Genomic DNA, 19,572 nt, shown 5'->3' with positions numbered 1-19,572 from the left:
CGAATCGGTCATCTCCCGGGCGGCGTGGTGTCGGTCCTCGGCTCGGCGGCCAGGTGCTCGCCGACGCGCTTGACCAACAGTGCCATCTCGTAGGCGATCTGGCCCACATCGGACTCGGCGTCGCTGAGCACGGCCAGGCAGCTGCCGTCGCCGGCGGCGGTGATGAACAGGAAGGCGTCGTCCAGCTCGACCATGGTCTGCCGGACGCCGCCGACCCGGAAGTGCCGTCCGGCGCCCTTGGCGAGGCTGTGGAAGCCCGCGGCGACCGCCGCGAGGTGCTCGGCGTCCTCCCGGTCCAGGCCGCTGGAGACGCCGGTGGCCAGGCCGTCACTGGACAGGATCACCGCATGCCGAAGGGTCGCCACCCGGCCGACCAGGTCGTTGAGGAGCCAGTCGAGGTCCCCGGACGGCGGTGTTGTTGCGGTCATGATTCGGTTCCTTCTGCTGGTGCGGGCGGTGCGGTCGGCGTCGGGTGCGCCGGCGGGACGGAGCGGGCGGGGGCGGCGGGCAGCGCGTGCGGCACCGGTGCGGACGGCAGCGCGATCCGGAGCCGGGGCGGCTGTCCGGGCCCCGGGGGGCGGAGCGGCGCGGGCCGTTCGGGGGTGCGGGCGCCGTCGGGGGACTCCGGCTCGGAGCGCACCACGGTGAGCGAGGCGGGCTGGAGCCGGTCGCCGCGGCCGCGGGCGAAGCCGCGCTGGAAGGAGGCGAACGCGGAGCGGGCCTCCTCGGGGTCGCGCTCGCGGGCCGGTTCGGCGGCCTCCGGTTCGGCGCCGGGCCGCAGTTGCGGGGCCAGGCTGGCCTGCCGGACCCGCTTGGGCAGCAGCCCGCCGGCCACCGGGGTGAGCGCCGGTCCGGCGGCCGGTCCGGCGGCCGGTCCGGCGGCGGTGGCGGTGGAGGCGGCGGCGGGCAGCGCGGGCCGCTCGCCGTCCTCCTCGGGGCGGCGGTGGCGCCCGGTGCCCCCGGCGGCGGCCTGCGGGGCCGCGGCGGCGGCCCGGCGGCGGGGCAGCCCGCCGGGGGTGCGGGACGGCTCGGCCTCGGACGGGCGGGGCCCGCCGAGCGCGGCGGCGGGCGCGGCGTGCGCGCCCTGGCCGCGGGCCGGGACGGCGACCGCGGTGGAGGCGGCGGCCGGGGCGGGCGGGCGGCGGTGGGTGCCGGTGTCCTCGGCGCCCTGCCGGGGTGCGTCGGGGGCGGTCTCGACGGTCTCGGCGAGCAGTTCGCGCGGGATCAGCACGACCGCGGAGGTGCCGCCGTAGGGGCTGGGCCGCAGGTGCACCCGGATGCCGTGCCGGCGGGCCAGCCGGGAGACCACGAACAGGCCGAGCCGGTCGGTGTCGGCGAGGTCGAACTCCTGCTCCACGGACAGGCGTTGGTTGATCTCCTCGAGGTGCTGCTCGCCCAGGCCGAGGCCGCGGTCGTCGATCTCCAGGCAGAAGCCGTGCGCGACCACCTCGCCCTGGACGGTGACCTGGGTCTGCGGCGGCGAGAACACGGTGGCGTTCTCGACGAGTTCGGCGACCAGGTGGGTGACGTCGGCGACCGCGGAGCCGAGCAGGCCGGTGCCGGGGAACGGGCGCACCTGCACCCGGGCGTAGTCCTCGACCTCGCCGACGGCGGCGCGCACCACGTCGACCATCCGGACCGGCTTGCGCCAGGCGCGGCCGGGCGAGCCGCCGGAGAGGATGATCAGGCCCTCGGCGTGGCGGCGCATGCGGGTGGTGAGGTGGTCGAGCCGGAACAGGTCCTCCAGTTCGCGCGGGTCCTCGGTGCGGCGCTCCATGGTGTCGAGCAGGGTGAGCTGGCGGTGCAGCAGCACCTGGGAGCGGCGGGCCAGGTTGACGAAGACGGCGGAGACGCCGCGGCGCAGTTCGGCCTGTTCGACGGCGGCCTCGACGGCGACCCGCTGGACTTCGTTGAAGGCCCGGCCGACCTGGCCGATCTCCCCCGCGCCGAACTCCAGTTGGGGCACCTCGGTGACCACGTCGACGGCCTCGCCGCGGCGCAGCCGGAGCATCACGGAGGGCAGCCGGGTGGCGGACAGGTCGGCGGCGGCGTTGCGCAGGCCGACGAGTTCGCGCACCAGGCGGCGGCCGGTGCGGTAGGAGATGACGATCGACAGGACGACCGCGGTGAGGCCGATCAGGCCGGCCGTGCCGCCGCGCACCAGGGCGTCGATCGCGCTGTCGCGGGCCCGGTCGCCGAGCTCCTTGGCCAGCCGGGAGTTGATCGCGTCGATGTCGGTGAGGACCTTGTCGGCGGGGTCGCCCCAGGAGTCGGTGGGGCCGCCGCGCACCTCCAGGGCCCGGTCGGCGGCCTTGTCGAAGCCGGTCTCGGCGGCGGTGAGCCAGCTCCAGTTCCAGCCCAGGCGCAGCGCGTTGTACGCCTGCCGGTCCTGGTCGTCGAGTTCGGCGATGTAGATCCGGAACAGCGCCTGCTGGGCGTTCATGGCGTCCAGGGCGACCTGCTGCTTGCGCGGGTCCTGGGCGTCGGCCAGGGTGGCGGCCCGCAGGGCGCGCATCGCGGCGGTCTCCTGGGAGAGGTACTCGCCGGCCCGGGAGAGCTCGACCAGGATGGTGCCCTGGCGGGGCAGCGAGCCGGTCTGCTTGGCGATGAAGGAGGAGCGGAACGCGAAGACCGGGTTGATCAGGTCGCTGTAGTCCTTGAGCGCGCCGTCCCAGCTCTGCCGGGACTGGGCGATCTGGTTGCGGATCGCGCCGAGCTGGTCGGCGACCGCGAGCACGTCCTGGTAGCGGGCGCGCTGGTCGGCGTCGAGCTTGCCGGCGTCGTGGCTAGTGCCCTGGTAGCGCAGCAGTTGGAGGTCGCGGTCGGTGGTGGTGCGGGCCTTGTCGTAGGCGGCGGCGTAGCCGGCGTTCGCGGGGGCGGCCAGCCGCAGCACGGCGGCGGCGCGTTCCTGCTGGAGGTCGTAGGCGTACCGGTCGGCGGGGTCGCCGAAGGCGGTGTAGGTGGAGCCGAGGTCGATCTGGCTCCACACGTCGCCGGTGGTGACGAGCGTGGCGTACACCCACAGGCCGCTGAGCGCCGCGATGGGCACCAGGAGCAGCGCGACGATCCTCGCGCGGATCGAGCTGCGGCGCAGGCGCATACGGGTCCTTAGTGGTCCTCGGGCGGGAAGGTTGTCGGACGCGGGCGGGCGGGGGCGGGTGCGCGCGGGCAGGGGTGGGTGCGGGCGGGTTCGAGAGCCGCGAGCCTACTACTTCCTGACCGCCCGTTCGTAGGGTGGAAGTGCATCGTGATCGGCTGTTGTCCGGATCGTCCTTTAATTTCCCCGCCGGGGTCTGGCATGGCCCCGACCTGCGGGGCTTACTCCGGTGCGGGGCGTCGCCGGACGGTGACTCTGGGCAGCGCCGCGCCGATCGGGTAGCTTCGCCGGTACCGCGGTCCGGCCCTCGGCCGGCCGTGCGGACCGGGCCGTGCGGGCCGGGTCCGGGTGGGTGGTTCGGGGCGGGATCGGGGCGGGATCGGGGGGTACCGTGCGAGAGTTCAGCAGCCCCGCGCTGGGCGGCGGGCCGGCCGGCGGGCTGGCCGACTCGGTGTTCGACCGGGCCGAGCGGGAGCCGCGGCTGTCGCTGATGTCGCGGCTGGTGGACGGCGTCTGGACGCCGGTGACGGCGGCCGGGTTCCGCGACGAGGTGCTGGCGCTGGCCAAGGGCCTGCTGACCCGGGGGGTGCGCTACGGCGACCGGGTCGCGGTGATGTCGGCGACCCGCTGGGAGTGGACGCTGTTCGACTACGCGCTCTGGTCGGTGGGGGCGATCCCGGTCCCGGTGTACCCGACGGCCTCGGCCGACCAGGTCCGCTGGATCCTGGCGGAGACCTCGGCGGTGGCCTGCGTGGTGGAGGACGAGGACCAGGCGATGACGGTCGGCGCGGTGTGCGACGCGCTGCCGGAGCTGACCGGCATCTGGCAGCTGGACCGCGGCTGCGTGGCCCAGTTGGCGGCGGACGGCGCGGGCGTGCCGGACGCGCTGGTGCACCGTCAGCGGCTGGGGGTGACGGCGGACTCGCTGGCCAGCGTCATCTACACCTCGGGCACCACCGGCCGCCCCAAGGGCTGCCTGCTGACCCACGGCAACTTCGCGGCGGTGGCGGACGCCCTGCTGGCGGGCTGGGACGAGGTGTTCCGCGACACCGACGGCGGGCAGCCGGCCACCCTGCTGTTCCTGCCGCTGGCGCACGTGTTCGGGCGGCTGACCCAGGTGGCGGCGGTGCGCGGCGGGATCCGGATCGGCCACCACGCGAAGCTGGCCTCGGACAGCCTGCTGCCGGCCCTGGCCGCGTTCCGGCCGACCTTCCTGCACGCGGTGCCGTACGTCTTCGAGAAGATCCACCGGCGGGCCCGGGAGGCCGCCGAGGCGGCGGGCCGGCTGGAGCTGTTCGAGCAGGCCGAGCGGGTGGCCGTCGAGTGGGCGGCGGCCTGGGAGCGCCGGGCGCACCGCACCGGCCCGGGCCCCTCGCCGGCGCTGCGGGTGCGGCACGCCGCGTACGAGCGGCTGGTGTACCAGCGGGTGCGGGAGGTGCTGGGCGGCCGGGTGCGGGCGGTGATGACCGGCGGGTCGATGCTGGGCCGGGAGCTGGGGCTGTTCTTCGCGGGCGCGGGCATGACGGTGTACGAGGGCTACGGGCTGACCGAGTCGTCCGCGCCGGTGACCGCGAACCCGCCGCGGCGGCCGAAGTTCGGCACGGTGGGGCGTCCGCTGCCGGGTTCGACGGTGGCGATCGCCGAGGACGGCGAGGTGTGGGTGAAGGGCCCGGGCGTGTTCTCCGGGTACCTCAACCACCCGCGCTGCTCGGACGAGGCGCTGTGCCGGGGCTGGCTGGCCACCGGGGACCTGGGGGTGCTGGACGAGGACGGCTACCTGACGCTGACCGGCCGCAAGAAGGAGGTGATCGTCACCTCCAGCGGCAAGAACCTGGCCCCGGCGGTGCTGGAGGAGCGGGTGCGGGCGCACCCGCTGATCGCGCAGTGCCTGATCGTGGGCGACGACCGGCCGTACCTGGCGGCGCTGATCACGTTGGACGCGGTGGCGCTGGCGCACTGGCTGCGGGCACGCGGGCGGCCGCCGCTGGAGACGTGGCAGGCGCTCACCGACCCGGAGCTGCACCAGGAGGTGCAGCGGGCGGTGGGGGCGGCGAACACCACGGTGTCGCGGGCCGAGTCGATCCGGGCGTTCCGGCTGCTGCCGCGCGAGTTCTCCCTGGAGGAGGGGCTGTTGACGCCCTCGTTGAAGATCCGCCGGGCGGCGGTGGCGGAGCGGTACGCGGCGGACATCGAGGAGCTCTACGCCGGTTGACCGATCTCGGCGGCCGGTCGGCGGGTTCCGCTTGACCGCCGGGATTGGTCCAGTCCATTGTGTGCACCGGCCTGGTGCGGCAGGACCCCCACCCGATCCCCGCCCCTCCGGGGTTCACCCCTCCGCCCTTCCCCCACAATGGAGTTGACCCGTGCTCAGTTCCGCCCGTCGCCGTCTCGCGGCGCTCGCCGCCACCGCCGCGCTGGCCTCCGCCGCCACCGTCCCGGCCGCGCACGCGGACGCCCCGGCCCCCGCGCCGAACCTGGCCACCAACCCCGGCTTCGAGATCCCCACCCTGCCGCTGGCCGACTGGGGCTCGGTCCCCGGCTGGCACTGCGCGCCCGGCGAGGGCGCGCTCACCACCGCCGCCCGCACCGGCACCGCCGCCCTGGTGATCACCCCCGCCGCCGGCGACTCCACCGGCCAGTGCACCCAGACCCTGGCGGTGCGCCCGAACACCTCCTACACGTACCGCGCCTGGGTGCACGGCTCGTACGCCTTCCTCGGCGCCACCGGCACCGGCCACGACGTCGCCCCGGCCTGGACGGCGTCCACCGGGGACGGCTGGCAGCGGCTGTCGACCGGCTTCACCACCGGCCCGGCCACTACCTCGGTGCAGCTGTACGTGCACGGCTGGTACGGCCAGGGCCCGGTCGCGGTGGACGACGTGGCGGTCACCGGCGACCGCCCGGCGCCCGCGCCCGCCACCTGGAACGTGCCGACCGACGACGAGGTCGTCTTCCTGACCGTCGACGACGGCTGGACCCGCACCCCGGAGGCGGCCCGGCTGATCGCCGACCGCGCGCTGCCGGTGACCGCCTTCCCGCTGCCGATGCCGGAGGGCTTCGAGCCGGACTACTTCCGCCGGGTCACCGCCGCGCCCGGCTCCTCGATCCAGGACCACGGCGTCTCGCACCGCGACCTGACCACGCTCTCCCCGGCCGAGCAGCAGGCCGAGATCTGCGACGCCCGGGACGCGGTCACCGCGCGCTACGGCACCGTCCCGACGGTCTTCCGGCCGCCCTACTTCGCCTTCGACGACGACACCCTCCAGGCCGCCGCCAACTGCGGCATGGCGCACGTGCTGACCGCGACCGCCGACTTCACCTCGGGCGCCGCGAACGTCTACCACGGCGGCCCGCTCCAGCCCGGCGACGTGATCATCATGCACTTCACCGACACCCTGGCCGACGACCTCCGGCGCGCGCTGGACGCGGCCGGGCAGGCCGGTCTGCGGCCCGCCGCGCTCGGCGACCACCTGCGCTGAGCGCCGCCCCGGGAACGCCGGTGGCCGGGCTCCTTCCACGAGCCCGGCCACCGGTCGTCCGTCCCCCCGGACGGGCTGCCGCCTACCGCCGGTGCGTCAGGCCGCGGCGCTGAACGACGGCAGGTAGCCGCCGGCCTGGCCGCTCGCGTTCGGGTGGTAGCTGTCGCTGATCGGCAGCGCGGTGCTGTTCAGCCACTGGGTCGAGGAGCCGCAGATCTCGTGCTCGGCGAAGACCGTCCGGACGTCCTTGAAGGTGAACCCGGCGTTCGCCGCCTGCTTGGCGATGACCGTGTCCAGGGTGTCCGCCGCGCCGTTGATCGCGGTCCGCTTGGTGTCCGAGATCCCGAGGATGCAGCTGCCGGGCACCTTGTACAGGTGCGGGTAGCCCAGCACCACGACCTTCGCGTTGGGCGCCTTCGACTTGATCTGCCCGTACAGGTTGGTGAGCTTGCCCGGCAGGGTGTTGGTGGCGTAGCTCTTGGCCGTGTTGACGGCGCTCAGGCAGGAGCTCTCGCTGTTCAGCACGCAGGTCTGCATGGTGGAGGCGAAGCCCGCGTCGTTGCCGCCGATGGTGATCGAGACCAGGGTGGTCGAGGTGTTCAGGACGCCCAGTTGGTTGGCGATCACGTCGTCGGTCCTGGCCCCCGAACAGGCCACGAACGAGAACGAGGTGGGCGCGTGCGCGGCGTTCCACAGGTACGGGTACGCCTTGGTGCTACGGCTGCAACTGCCGCTCTCGCTGGTGTAGCTGCCGGAGCCGACGCCGGCCGAGTAGGAGTCGCCGAGCGCGGCGTAGCGCACGCCGGCGGCGTTCGCCTCGGTGGCGGCGGCGAGGGTGGTGAGGGACAGGGCCGCCGCGGTGAGGGCGACGGAAACGGCACGGACGCGAGACATCTGATCCTCCATGAGTGACGCAGGCCACACATTGGATACCAGTCGGTAGGTCCGGGGGGAAGCGCTCATGCCAAAGAAGTTGACGAACGTTCACGGAATGCCGCCCCAACGGGGAGCTACGCGCGCAGACCCGCCCCTGACCTGGGCTGCGGAAATACCATCAGCGGGTGATCGCACCATCGGAAAGGGTGCTTGACGTCCGGTCGGACCGCCGGACCGGCCCGGCGGGGGACGACCGGGGAACGGCCGGGGAACGGCGGGGGCGCGGCGGGGCTCAGCGCAGTCGGCAGCCCGCGGCCGGCAACTCCTCGATCGTCTCGTCCGCCCGCACCGGCACCCCCCACCGGGCGGCGGCCGCCGCCACCGCCGCCCGCGCCTGCCGCAGCCCCGGCAGCCCCCAGCCGAGCAGCTCCACCGCGAGGCCCGGCGCCACCAGCAGCCGCCGGTAGTGCCGCCCCGACGCCGGGTCGGGCGCCGAGGGCCCCGCCCCCAGCAGCGCCGCCGCCATCCGCACCCGCGCGCACTCGTGCCCGCCGTTGGCCGACCCCACCCGGTCGTACAGGTAGCCGAGGTAGACCGGCCCGCCGATCAGCGCCTGCGCCTCCTCCGCCGCCTCCCGGGCCAGCGCCCGCCCCGGGTCCCCCGCGTCCTCCGGCTCCAGCGAGCCGCCCGGCAGGCTGACCACCCCGTCGCGCGGGTTCACCAGCGTCAGCACCCGCCCGTCCGGCGCGAACAGCCACCCCCAGGACTGCTTCACCGGCAGCCCGGCCGGCACCGCCTCCGCCGGCCGCCACGGCCACCCCGCGTTCGGCCGGCGCCGCACCCGCCCGAGCAGTTCGGAGATCTCCGGGCTGTACTCGATGCCCATCCCACTCCCTCCGCTCTCCCGGTAGGCCCGCGGCACCACCTGATGATCTTCCCCGAACACCCGACCGATGAACAGTCCCGGCCGCCACCCGGGTCACCGCCCGCGCCGCCGCGCGCCCGGAGCGCTGTCCGCCACCTGTGATACTCGTACTCGGCCGGACCGGACCACCGAATCGACGAGGAGTGACGGGACATGCTGCGGGGAGCGTCGGCGTGAGACTGCTGCACACCTCGGACTGGCACCTGGGGCGGTCCTTCCACCGGGAGAGCCTGCACGAGGCCCAGCGGGTGTTCCTGGAGCACCTGGTGGCGACCGCGGCGGCCGAGCGGGTGGACGCGGTGCTGGTCGCGGGGGACGTCTACGACCGGGCGCTGCCCGGGCTGGAGGCGGTGGCGCTCTTCGACGAGGTGCTGTGGCGACTGGCCGAGCTGGGCGTGCCGACGGTGTTCATCTCCGGCAACCACGACTCGGCCCGGCGGCTGGGCGTCGCGTCCCGGCTGATCGACCGGGCCGGCATCCACCTGCGCACCGACCCCGGCGCGCTGGCCGAGCCGGTGCTGCTCGCCGACGCGCACGGGCCGGTGGCGGTCTACGGGCTGCCCTACCTGGAGCCCGCCCTGGTGCGCGAGCGGCTGGGGCTGGCCCGGGGCGGCCACGAGCAGGTGCTGGCCGCGGCGATGGACCGGGTCCGCGCCGACCTGGCCGCCCGCCCCGCGGGCACCCGCGCGGTGGTCCTGGCGCACGCCTTCGTCACCGGCGGCGCGGCCAGCGACAGCGAGCGCGACATCGCGGTCGGCGGGGTGGAGTCCGTCCCCGCCGCGGTGTTCGACGGCGTGCACTACGCGGCGCTCGGCCACCTGCACGGCTGCCAGACCCTCGCCCCGCACCTGCGCTACTCCGGCTCCCCGCTGGCGTACTCCTTCTCCGAGACGGCGCACGAGAAGTCGATGTGGCTGGTCGAGCTGGACGCGGCGGGCGCCGTCGAGGCCCGCCGGGTGCCCTGCCCGGTGCCGCGCCGCCTCGCCCGGCTGCGGGGCCGGCTGGACGAGCTGCTGGCCGCCGAGACGTACGCGTACGCCGTCGACCGCTGGGTGCAGGCCACCCTGACCGACCCGGTCCGCCCGGCCGACGCGATGGAGCGGCTGCGGGCCCGCTTCCCGCACACCCTGCAACTGCTCTTCGAACCGGAGGGCGGCGAGCGGGCCGCCCGGACCTCCTACGCGCAGCGGGTGCGCGGGCGCACCGACCAGGAGGTGGTGGAGGGCTTCGTCGCCCACGTCCGCCCCGGCCGGGAGCTGGACGGCGACGAGCAGTCCTGGCTGCTGGAGGGCCTGGAGTCGGTGCGCCGCGCGGCGGCCGGCCGGGCCGAGGAGAGCGCCCGATGACGCCCTGCCCCCTCCGCTTGGAGCACACCCGATGAGGCTGCACCGGCTCACCGTCACCGCCTTCGGCCCGTTCGCGGGCACCGAGCGGATCGACTTCGACCTGCTCTCCGCCGCCGGCCTGTTCCTGCTGCGCGGCGCCACCGGCGCGGGCAAGAGCAGCGTGCTGGACGCGGTCTGCTACGCGCTGTACGGCGAACTGCCCGGCACCCGCCGGAGCAACGGGGTGCGCAGCGACCACGCCGCACCGGGCGTGCGCACCGAGGTGGTGCTGGAGGCGACGCTCGGCGGGCGGCGGCTGGAGATCACCCGCAGCCCCGAGCAGTGGCGGCCCAAGAAGCGCGGCACCGGCCTGACCCCGGAGAAGGCGCAGACCCTGCTGCGCGAGTGGGCCGCCGACGCCGGGGCGGGCGAGCCGGGCTGGGTCGCGGTCAGCCGCTCGCACCAGGAGGCCGGCGAGGAGCTGACCCGGCTGCTGGGCATGAGCCGGGAGCAGTTCTGCCAGGTCGTGCTGCTCCCGCAGGGCGACTTCGCGCGCTTCCTGCGGGCCGACTCCAAGCAGCGCGCCGACCTGCTGGGCCGGCTCTTCGACACCGGCCGGTTCGAGCAACTGGAGCGCTGGACGGCCGAGTTGCGGCTGCGCCACGAACGCGAGGTGCAGGGCGGGCGGCAGCGGCTGCACGCCCTGGCCGCCCGCGCCGAGGAGGCCGCCGGGCCGCTGGCCGGGCCCGGCTGGGACACCGCCGCGCACCGCCCCGGCGAGGACGCCCCGGTCGGCGAGGTGCTGGCCTGGGCGGCGATGCTCCGCGTCACCGCCGCCGAGCGGGCCGAGTCCGCCGCGCTGCGGCTGGCCGCCGCCGAGGCCGGACGGGCCGCGGCCCGCACCCGGCTGGAGCGGCAGAACGCCCTGGCCGAACGGCAGTCGCGGCACCGGCTGGCCCAGCGGGAACGCCTGCGGCTCACCGACCTGGCCGCCCGCTCGGCCCCCGAACGGGCCCGGCTGGAGGCCGCGCTGGCCGCCGAGGCCCCGGCCCCGCTGCGCGCCCCGCACCGCGCCGCGCTGGCCGCACTGGAGCGCGCCGAGGCCGAGGAGGCCGCCCGCCGCGCCGAGCTGGCCGCCCGCGCCTCCGCCGCCGGCTGGTCCGGCCCGCTCGGCACCGTCGACGAACTGCGCGCCGCCGAAGGGGTGCTGCGCGCCGAGGTGGGCCGGCTGGAGGCCGCCGGGGCCGACGAGACCCGCTACCGCGCGCTGCTCGCCGAGCGCGCCGAACTGACCCGCCGACGGGACGGCGCGGACGACCTCGCGGCCGACTCCCGCCGCTGGCTGGACGACTTCGAGAACCGGCACGAACGCCTCCAGCAGGACCGCGAGGCGGCCCGCGAGGCCCGCGCCGGGCTCGACCAGCTCGACGCCCGGCACCAGGAGCTGACCGAGCAGCGGAAGTCCGCCGACCGGCACCTGCGGCTGCTGGCGGACCGCACCGGGGCCGAGGACCGGGTCCGCGCCCTGACCGACGCCGCCCAGGCCGCCCGGCAGCGCACCCTCGACCTCCAGGAACGCCGACTCACCGGCATGGCCGCCGAGTTGGCCGCCGCCCTGGCCCCCGGCGCCCCCTGCCGGGTCTGCGGCTCGCCCGCGCACCCGGCCCCCGCCGAGCCCTCCGCCGACCAGGTCACCGCCGGGGACGAGCGCCGCGCCCGCGCCGCCCAGCACGCCGCCGAGGACGAACTCGCCGCCGCCGCCCGGCACCTGAGCGCCCTGACCGCGGCGGCCGCCGCCGCCGAGGCCGCCGCCGGCGGCCACACCGTGGACGAACTCACCTCCGGCATCCACGCGTTGACCAGCCGCCGGAACGCGCTCCTGCACGCGGCGGAACGCTGGCTGCCGCTCGGCCAGCAGCTCGAACGACTCGAGCGGGACGGCGCGGCCCACCGCGAACAGCTCCGCCAGGCCGGCGAGCAGAGCGCCCGCCTGACCGGCCAACTCGGCGCGCTGGCCGCCGAACTCGCCACCCTGGAGGAACGGCTCGCCACCGTCCGCGGGGACGCCCCGTCGGTGGCCGCCCGCACCGCCGCCGTCACCGCGCTGTCCACCGCCACCACCGCCCTGCTGGACGCCACCCGGGCCACCGCCGCCGCCCGCGCCCACCGCGACGAGAGCACCGAGGCGCTGCGCCGCGCCGCCCGCGCCGCGGGCTTCGCCGACCTGGCCGCGCTGGACGCCGCCGTCCTGCCCCCGTACGAACTCGACGTGCTGCGCCGGAAGTTCAAGCAGCTCGATGCCGACCTCGAACTCGCCGCGGCCCAGCTCGCCGACCCCGCCCTGCGCGCCGCCGCCGAACTCCCGCCCGCCGACGCCGAACCCGCCCGGGCCGCCGCCGCCCGCGCCGACGAACTCCTCGCCCGCGCGCACTCCGCCCACGACCAGGCCCGCCGCCGGGTCGCCGACCTGGCCCGGATCGGCCGCGAACTGGCCGCGCTGGCCACCGAACTCGCCCCCGTCCTGGACGCCCACGCCCGGATCAGCCGGCTCTCCGCCCTGCTGGCCGGCGCCCCCGCCGAGAACGCCCTGCGGATGCGCCTGGAGTCCTACGTGCTGGCCGCCCGGCTGGAGCAGGTCGCCGCCGCCGCCAGCCGGCGCCTGCTCCGGATGTCCGGCGGCCGCTACACCCTGGTCCACAGTGACGGCCTGGTCTCCGGCAACCGCCGCTCCGGCCTCTCCCTGCACGTGGTCGACGCCTGGACCGGCCGCGAGCGCGACACCGCCACCCTCTCCGGCGGCGAGTCCTTCTTCGCCTCCCTGGCCCTCGCCCTGGGCCTCGCCGACGTCGTCACCGACGAGGCCGGGGGCATGCCCCTGGACACCCTCTTCATCGACGAGGGCTTCGGCACCCTCGACGAGAACGCCCTCGAAGAGGTCATGGACGTCCTCGACTCCCTCCGCGAACGCGACCGCGCCGTCGGCATCGTCAGCCACGTCGCCGACCTCCGCACCCGCATCCCCGCCCAACTCCTGGTCCGCAAGCACCGCACCGGCTCCACCGTCCACCACACCACCCGCGAGAACGCCTGACCCCCGCCCGGACGCCGCGCCCGGAGCAGCCCGCTCAGCCGGTCCAGCCGGTCCAGCCGTTGGCATGCTCGAAGCCGCCCTCGACGACGGCGCGGTCGGCGGGGACGAAGGCGCAGGTGCCGCCGTCGCTCCGGCTCGGGCCGGAGCGGGTGCGCTCGATCACGAACACGGCGGCTCTGGCGCGCCCGAGGCCGTCCCAGCCCTCCTCCACGGTCAGCCGCAGGCGGGTGGCGAGGGGTTCGGGGGCACCCGCAGGCCGGCGATCACCCGGCAGGTACCGAGCGCGTGCTCCAGCAGGCTCTGCCGGAAGGCCGGATCGCGCTTGCCGCCCCGGTGGGCGGGCGCCTCCTCCCAGTCCGGTTCAGGCCCCGGCACCTGGATCGTTCCCGTGCCGCCGCCCTCCTTCCGCCAGGAAGCCGGCCGCCAGCCGGTCCCAACTCCGTACGTCGGCGAGGGTGTCCGCGACGTGCAGGCGGGCGTTCGGGAGGTGGGCGGCGAGGGTGCGGGCGGTGGTGAGGGGGTGGAGCGGGTCGGTGTCCCAGGCGAGCAGGAGGGTGGGGTGGGGGAGGGCGCGCAGGGTCTCGGGGGTGGGGAGGTCGGAGGCGGCGGCGGCGCGCAGGGCGGCCGGGAGGAGGGGTTCGGCGAGGTCGAACTCGGTGGTGTACTGCGGGGCTTGGGCGAGGACGGCGGGCGGGCCGGAGAGTTTCGCGGCGGCGTCCAGCGCGCCCCGGCCGCGCCGTTCGACCAGGGTGGCGGCGGCCCGCAGCCCGCTGCGCCGGGGCTCCCGGGCCGCCCAGGCGACGGCGGGGACGGCCAGCACCAGGCGGTCGAAGCGCTCGGGGCGGGCGAGCGCGGCCCACAGCACGGTGGCCGTGCCCATCGAGGCGCCGAAGCCGGTGACGGGCGCGTCGGGCGAGAGGTGGTCGCAGAGCGCCAGCAGGTCGTCCGCGAGCACGGGGTAGTGGTAGTCGGCGGGGACGGCCCGGCCGGTGGATTCGCCGTGGCCGCGCGCGTCGTACCGGGCCAGCCGGTGCGTCGCGGTGACGGCCGTCCAGTCGAACAGCCCGGCGCGCCGTTCGTGCGCCCGGCTGGAGAGCGCCCCGTGCGCGTGCACGGCGAGCGGGCCGTGGCGGGGGCCGGTGGTGGAGTAGGCGAGGGTGGCGTGCGGCCGCGCCAGCCGCCCCGCGCCGGGGGCCGGCGTCACGTCAGCCGGAGCAGGCGGCGCGCTGGGCCTGCTGCCAGGTGCAGACGGGGCACAGCGGGCTGCCGGACGCGTCGGCCGGGTACTCGGTCGGCTCGCCGCACAGCACGCACGCGGCCCGCTCCCCCGCACCGCCCGGGCGCAGTCCGCGCAGCGCCTGCCCGGGGTCGGCGGACACCTCGCAGACGCGGTCCTCCGGCTGCTGCGACGGCTCCCGGGACTGCTGCCGTGAGGACTGCTGCCGTGAGGACTGCTGCTGTGAGGACTGCGGCGACGGCTGCGGCGAGGACGACGGCTGCCGCCGGTCCGCTGCGGGTTCTCCCATGCGTCCAAGGGTACGGCCCCGCCCGGCCGGGCCCCCGCCCCACCCGGCGGGCCCGGCTGTCGGGAGCGGGCGGGGGTCAGCCGAGGAAGGAGAGCCGGAGCTTGCGCTGCGGGTTGTCGCGGTTGGTGTCGATCAGGACGACGGACTGCCAGGTGCCCAGCGCCATCCGGCCGCCGATCACGGGCAGCGTGGCGTGCGGGGCGACCAGGCCGGGCAGGACGTGGTCGCGGCCGTGGCCCGGGCTGCCGTGCCGGTGCTCCCAGCGGTCGTCCGGGGGGAGCAGTTCGCGCAGCACGGCGAGCAGGTCGTCGTCGCTGCCGGAACCGGTCTCGATCACGGCGATGCCCGCGGTGGCGTGCGGGACGAAGACGTTGAGCAGTCCGTCGCGGCCGTCCGCGACTTCTCTGAGGAAGGCGTGGCAGCGGTCGGTGACGTCGAGGGCGACCTCGTCCCGGCCGGTGGCGACGTCGAGGGTCTGGGTGTGGAAGGTGTCGGACATGGGGCCATCCTGGCCGATCTTGGTGCGGACCCCGTAGGGGCGCCGGCCGAACGCCACCCGACCGCCAGGGGCCCGCCAGGGCGCGCCAGTGCACCGCCACCGCGCGCCGGGCCGGACCGGCCACCGGGCCGGACCGCGCCCGGGGACGCCGAAGGCCCGACGGACTCCCCGTCCGTCGGGTCGTGGCAGCGGGCGCCCCGTCGACCGGTCCGGGCGCTCGCGCGTCCGGACCGCCGGGTCAGCCCCGGCTGCCGAAGAGGCTCCGCTTGAGGCGGCGCAGCGGGGCCATCAGGGAGACCCGGGCGCTGCGGCGCGGCGAGGCGGCGGCCGCGGGGGCGCTGGGCCCGCGCGGCGTCAGTTCCCTTATCAGGCCGAGCGCTTCCGCCGTGTCCACCACCGGGAGCGCGGGCGCGCCGAGGACGGACAGGTGTCGGTCGATCCGGCGGCCGGTCGTGCCGACACCGCACTGGATCGCGGGCACCCGGGGCCGCGGCCGCACTTGCATCTGTTCCATCTGTTTCCCACCCCTACGAGGCGCCAGGGCCGTGAGGCGAAGACTATCCGGCTACGACGGCCTTCACACAACCGTCCTGGTGTTCCGCCACCGTACCGTGCGAACGGAACTGACGCTTCACCAGGGGCCGGTGGTCTCGGTCACGACTGCGCATCGGTTGATGGTGCACCATCCAAGCCCTGAGCGGGCGTCAGGCCCTGCGGCGGCCCGGGGCGTTGCCGGGGCGCGCCGGGGCGTGGCGGGTGCGCCGGGCGCGCGGACGGCCGCTCCGGCCCCGGGTCAGCGCAGTTCGGCCTCCTCGACCTCCCCGAACTCCTCCCGCTCGCGCCGCGGTCCGGCGCCGGGCGGCGGGTCGATCAGGGCGGAGACGCCGTAGCCGCACAGGCCGAGGCCGAGCAGCGCGGTGAGGACCAGCACGGCGATCCAGCCGCCGGGCTGGTGCCAGGAGACCCGGGCGCCGTAGCGGACCAGGCCGGTCAGCCCGAGCAGTCCGGTGAGCACCATGGCGGCCATCCCGCCGCGGACCCGGCGCAGGTCGCACTCGCGGGAGGCCGCCGCCAGACCGGCGCCGAAGGCGAGGGTCCAGGCGCCGAGGGCGCGCACGTCGATCGGGCGGGCGGTCCAGGGCCAGTGCGCGGCGAGCCGGTCGGGGCGCAGCACGAGGACGAGGCCGAGCAGGGCGAGCAGGGCGCCCGCGCCGACCATCGGGGCGGCCACCCACCAGGGCAGCCGGGGGGTGCGGGCGGGGGCCGGGCCGGGGGTGCGCAGCTGGGCGACGAGGGCGGCCAGGCCGGCCGGCGGGGCGGCGAGGTGGACGGCGAGCCAGCCCCAGGCGGCCAGGAAGCCGAGCAGCGGGCCGCCGTCCAGGTGGAGGTCGCGGCGGCCGGCCAGGGTGGTGGCGAGCATCAGCAGCATCAGCAGGCAGCCGGCGGCGGTGGCCACCCGGACCTCGGCCCAGCAGCGGGCCCGGGTGGCAAGGGCCAGCATGGCGGCGGCGCCGCCGTGGGCGGAGCCGAGCAGGACGGCGGTGACGGGCGACATCGTCCAGGCGAACAGGTCGCCGGTGGCGCCGGCGGCGGGCCACAGGACCAGGAAGGCCCAGCCGGCGGCGAGGGCGAGCGGACCGAGCAGGAGGGCCTTGAGGAGCGGGCTGGCCGGTCGTACGGGCGGTGTGGCGGCCATCCTCGGTGCACCCCCCACTTGTGAGACGTGGCGTCAATATAGGAGCGGCCCGCGGGCCGGGCAATGCTCCGCACACGGCGTCCCCGCGCGCAGGACATCCTGTGTTCAGAAATTGAACACATACGAGGGATTGACGTGGCCGAAACCTCCAAGCAATATCTGTATCGACACGGGATAGCGGGGAACACCCACCCATCCCCGGTCGGGTGATTTCGAGTATGAACGAATCACCCGACCATCCCGTTATGCTTCCGACACCACGGTGAGTCACTGTCAGGCCGTCTCGACGCTGCGGCGGCCCGGCTCCCCTGTGGTGGACGGACCGGCGGTCGACCGTTGAGGGTCGGTCGGATCGCCAACCGGGCTGCCGGTGCCGCCGCTGGTACGGCGCGGCACCGGCGGTCGCGTTTCCCCGGCGTCCGCGACACCCCGGTCACCCCGACCACCTGCGCCCGGGGTGCCGCGGCCCGGCGCGGAGCGCCACCGGCCCGGGCCCGCCGCCGCCCCGCTCCCAGGGAGCGCCCAGTCCCGCTCGGTAGAGTGTCCGTACCGGGCGACCCGCCGGCAGCCACCCTCCTTCCCTTCGCGGAGTGAACGCACGTGCCACCTCTGCTCAGCATCGTCCTGCCCGTTCACGGCGTGGAACGCTTCCTGCCGCAGTGCCTGGACTCGCTCCGGGCCGACGGCGCCGCCCCCGGCGAGGTCGAGCTGATCGCGGTGGACGACCGCTCCCCCGACGGCTGCGGCGCGCTGCTCGACGCGCACGCCGCCGGCGACCCGCGGATGCGGGTGCTGCACCTGGCCGAGAACCGGGGCCTGGGCGGCGCCCGCACCGCCGGCCTGGCCGAGGCCACCGGCACCTACGTCTGGTTCGTCGACAGCGACGACTGGCTGCCCGAGGGCAGCATCGACGCCGTCCTCGGCGAACTGCGCGCCGAGACGGCCCGCGAGCTGCCCGCCGACGTGCTGCTCACCGACTTCACCCACGTCTACCCCGACGGCGGCCGGGAGCCGAACCCCTGGCGCAAGGTGCTGGCCGGCTCCCCGCTGGTCTCCGGCTGCACCGCCGCCGAGCACCCGGCGCTGTTCAACGCGGTGCTCGCGGTGTGGAACAAGGTGATGCGCCGGGAGTACCTGCTCGGCCTGGACGTGCGCTTCGGCCGCGGCCACTACGAGGACATCTCGGTCACCTACCCGCTGCTGCTCGCCGCCGACCGGCTGCTGTACCTCGACCGCCCCTGCTACAACTACCGGCGCGGGCGCCCCGGCGCGATCACCGCCACCGCCTCCCCCAAGCACGCCGACGCCTTCGCCCAGTACGACGCGATCTTCGCCTTCCTGGACCGGAACGAGCGCGCGGACGCCCTGCGCACCCTGGTCTTCGACCGCACCGTCAAGCAGGCGCTCACCGTCTACGACACCCCCGGCCTGGTGCCCGCCGAGCTGCGCGCCGAGTTCTTCGCCCGGATCACCGACCACTTCGCCAGGCACCGCCCGGCCGGCTACCGCTACCCGTCCGGCGTGCGCGGCGTCCAGTACCGGCTGGCCGCCCGCGGCTCCCGGCGCGCCTACGCCGAGCTGCGCCGCGGCGGCCGGCTGCCCGGCGCGGTCAAGCGCGGCACCCGGTCGGTGGCGCCCGGGGTGAAGAAGGTGGTCCGCAGCGGGGCCCGGTTCACCGCGTACAACGCGTTCAAGCGGCTGCCGATCGACGAGAACCTGGCGGTGTACGCGGCGTACTGGCACCGCGGGTACGCCTGCAACCCGGCGGCGATCTACGCCAAGGCCAGGGAGCTGGCCCCGCAGGTGCACGGGGTGTGGGTGGTGGAGAACGCCGAGCGGGCCGCCACGCTGCCCGCCGGGGTGCCGTACGTGATCGTCAACACCCCCGCGTACCTGAAGGCGATGGCCACCGCCAAGTACTTCGTCAACAACGTGAACTTCCCGCACACCATGACCAAGCGGACCGGCACCGTGCACGTGCAGACCCAGCACGGCACGCCGCTGAAGGCGATGGGCATGGACCTGGTGGACCGGCCGCTGGCGGCCGACGGGATGGACTTCGACCGGCTGCGCGAGGTGGTCGGGCGCTGGGACTACCTGGTCTCGCCCAACCCGCACACCAGCAGGCACTTCGCCCGCGCCTTCCCCGGCACCTACCAGATCCTGGACACCGGCTACCCGCGCAACGACCGGCTCGCCCTGGCCACCCCCGAGCAGTGCGTCGACGCCCGCCGCGCGCTGGGCATCGCCGACGGGCAGCGCACCGTGCTGTACGCGCCGACCCACCGCGAGTCCCGCGGCGGCTACCTGCCGCTGCTCGACCTGCCCGCGCTGGCCGAACGGCTCGGCCCCGGCTGGACGGTGCTGGTGCGCACCCACTACTTCCACGACGGCGGCGCGGGCGACCTGACCACCGGCCCCGGCGCGGCGACCCTGCTGGACGCCTCCGACCACCCGTCGGTGGAGGACCTCTACCTGGCCGCGGACGTCCTGGTCACCGACTACTCCTCGATGATGTTCGACTACGCGGTGCTGGACCGGCCGATCGCCGTGTACGCCCCCGACTGGGAGGAGTACCAGGAGGTCCGCGGCGTCTACTTCGACCTGATGAAGGAGCCGCCCGGCGCGGTCACCACCGACCAGGAGACGCTCACCGGGGCGCTGCTGGCCGGCGACCCGGAGCCGGAGGCCCGGCGGCGCTTCCGCGAGCGGTTCTGCCCGTGGGACGACGGCCGGGCCGCCGAGCGGGTGGTCAGCCGGATCTTCCCGCTCCGGTCCTGACCGCCCGCCCCGCGCGCGCCGCGCACCCCGCCGTCTCGCCGTCTCGCCGTCCCGCCGTCTCACCATGCGGGACGGCGGGTGACCGACAGGCGGTCGTGACGAGGATCGCAGCGCCACCGCCGCACGGAATGTGGACGGACCTCGGGGTGCATGTCGTAGTCTGCGGTCCGTTACCCAGTGGTTCGGTACCCGCGCGGTTCGGCCCTGCTCCGAGCCGCGCGCCTCGCCCCGCGGCGAGACCCCGGCCGGGGACGTCCCCCGGCCGTACCGTTTGTCC

16 protein-coding genes are annotated in these 19,572 nt (G+C 76.0%); 5 read left to right on the top strand and 11 right to left on the bottom strand.

Going from position 1 to position 19,572, the window contains the following annotated elements:
- Positions 1–8 precede the first annotated feature (8 nt).
- Positions 9–428 (bottom strand): roadblock/LC7 domain-containing protein, encoded by a 420-nt coding sequence (locus ACIP60_RS01940; protein ID WP_400678995.1) that lies wholly within the window; start codon positions 426–428, stop codon positions 9–11.
- Positions 425–3,100: a nitrate- and nitrite sensing domain-containing protein gene (locus ACIP60_RS01935; RefSeq protein ID WP_400678994.1), complete on the bottom strand. Its 2,676-nt coding sequence runs from the start codon at positions 3,098–3,100 to the stop codon at positions 425–427. Before ACIP60_RS01935 ends, ACIP60_RS01940 begins: the two co-directional genes overlap by 4 nt.
- A gap of 388 nt (positions 3,101–3,488) precedes the next feature.
- On the opposite strand from ACIP60_RS01935, the gene ACIP60_RS01930 reads away from it, so the two are divergent.
- Positions 3,489–5,309: an AMP-dependent synthetase/ligase gene (locus ACIP60_RS01930; protein WP_400678992.1), complete on the top strand. Its 1,821-nt coding sequence runs from the start codon at positions 3,489–3,491 to the stop codon at positions 5,307–5,309.
- A gap of 151 nt (positions 5,310–5,460) precedes the next feature.
- Complete coding sequence (locus ACIP60_RS01925) at positions 5,461–6,576, top strand: polysaccharide deacetylase family protein (protein ID WP_400678990.1); 1,116 nt, start codon at positions 5,461–5,463, stop codon at positions 6,574–6,576.
- A gap of 96 nt (positions 6,577–6,672) precedes the next feature.
- Here the strand turns inward: ACIP60_RS01925 and ACIP60_RS01920 are convergent, their stop codons facing one another.
- On the bottom strand, positions 6,673–7,470 hold the full coding sequence (locus ACIP60_RS01920; RefSeq protein ID WP_400678988.1) for an SGNH/GDSL hydrolase family protein: 798 nt from the start codon (positions 7,468–7,470) through the stop codon (positions 6,673–6,675).
- Between the two features lie 274 nt (positions 7,471–7,744).
- Positions 7,745–8,338 carry a hypothetical protein gene (locus ACIP60_RS01915; RefSeq protein WP_400678987.1) on the bottom strand — a complete coding sequence of 198 codons (594 nt, stop codon included), beginning with the start codon at positions 8,336–8,338 and terminating at the stop codon, positions 7,745–7,747.
- A gap of 212 nt (positions 8,339–8,550) precedes the next feature.
- On the opposite strand from ACIP60_RS01915, the gene ACIP60_RS01910 reads away from it, so the two are divergent.
- Positions 8,551–9,723 carry an exonuclease SbcCD subunit D gene (locus ACIP60_RS01910; RefSeq protein ID WP_400678985.1) on the top strand — a complete coding sequence of 391 codons (1,173 nt, stop codon included), beginning with the start codon at positions 8,551–8,553 and terminating at the stop codon, positions 9,721–9,723.
- A gap of 31 nt (positions 9,724–9,754) precedes the next feature.
- The gene (locus ACIP60_RS01905; protein WP_400678984.1) at positions 9,755–12,793 is read left to right on the top strand and encodes an AAA family ATPase; all 3,039 of its coding nucleotides are present in this window, start codon (positions 9,755–9,757) and stop codon (positions 12,791–12,793) included.
- Positions 12,794–12,827: 34 nt separating this feature from the next.
- On the opposite strand, the gene ACIP60_RS01900 is transcribed toward ACIP60_RS01905, so the two are convergent.
- The 7 genes from ACIP60_RS01900 to ACIP60_RS01870 all read right to left on the bottom strand — a co-directional run bounded on the left by ACIP60_RS01900 (position 12,828) and on the right by ACIP60_RS01870 (position 16,514).
- Positions 12,828–13,004, bottom strand: coding sequence for a hypothetical protein (locus ACIP60_RS01900; protein WP_400678982.1), 177 nt, complete (start codon positions 13,002–13,004; stop codon positions 12,828–12,830).
- Positions 13,005–13,006: 2 nt separating this feature from the next.
- A complete protein-coding gene (locus ACIP60_RS01895; protein WP_400678981.1) occupies positions 13,007–13,168 on the bottom strand; it encodes a hypothetical protein in 162 nt (53 codons plus the stop codon).
- On the bottom strand, positions 13,155–13,997 hold the full coding sequence (locus ACIP60_RS01890; protein WP_400678980.1) for an alpha/beta fold hydrolase: 843 nt from the start codon (positions 13,995–13,997) through the stop codon (positions 13,155–13,157). The genes ACIP60_RS01895 and ACIP60_RS01890 overlap by 14 nt, the downstream gene beginning before the upstream one ends.
- Position 13,998: 1 nt before the next feature.
- Complete coding sequence (locus tag ACIP60_RS01885; RefSeq protein WP_400679945.1) at positions 13,999–14,319, bottom strand: hypothetical protein; 321 nt, start codon at positions 14,317–14,319, stop codon at positions 13,999–14,001.
- A gap of 76 nt (positions 14,320–14,395) precedes the next feature.
- Complete coding sequence (locus ACIP60_RS01880; RefSeq protein ID WP_100839566.1) at positions 14,396–14,818, bottom strand: secondary thiamine-phosphate synthase enzyme YjbQ; 423 nt, start codon at positions 14,816–14,818, stop codon at positions 14,396–14,398.
- A 238-nt stretch (positions 14,819–15,056) separates the two neighbouring features.
- Entirely contained in the window at positions 15,057–15,332 is a 276-nt protein-coding gene (locus ACIP60_RS01875; RefSeq protein WP_100839567.1) for a hypothetical protein, read from the bottom strand.
- A 279-nt stretch (positions 15,333–15,611) separates the two neighbouring features.
- On the bottom strand, positions 15,612–16,514 hold the full coding sequence (locus ACIP60_RS01870; protein WP_400678979.1) for a hypothetical protein: 903 nt from the start codon (positions 16,512–16,514) through the stop codon (positions 15,612–15,614).
- Between the two features lie 600 nt (positions 16,515–17,114).
- On the opposite strand from ACIP60_RS01870, the gene ACIP60_RS01865 reads away from it, so the two are divergent.
- Positions 17,115–19,295 (top strand): CDP-glycerol glycerophosphotransferase family protein, encoded by a 2,181-nt coding sequence (locus ACIP60_RS01865; protein ID WP_400678977.1) that lies wholly within the window; start codon positions 17,115–17,117, stop codon positions 19,293–19,295.
- The last annotated feature ends 277 nt before the right edge of the window (positions 19,296–19,572 follow it).

This window comes from Kitasatospora sp. NPDC088783 (genome assembly GCF_044750705.1).
In the GTDB taxonomy this organism is placed as follows: Bacteria; Actinomycetota; Actinomycetes; order Streptomycetales; family Streptomycetaceae; genus Kitasatospora; species Kitasatospora fiedleri.
The sequence above is the reverse complement of the archived record's forward strand: the minus strand, read 5'-3'. Positions and strand labels throughout refer to the sequence as shown.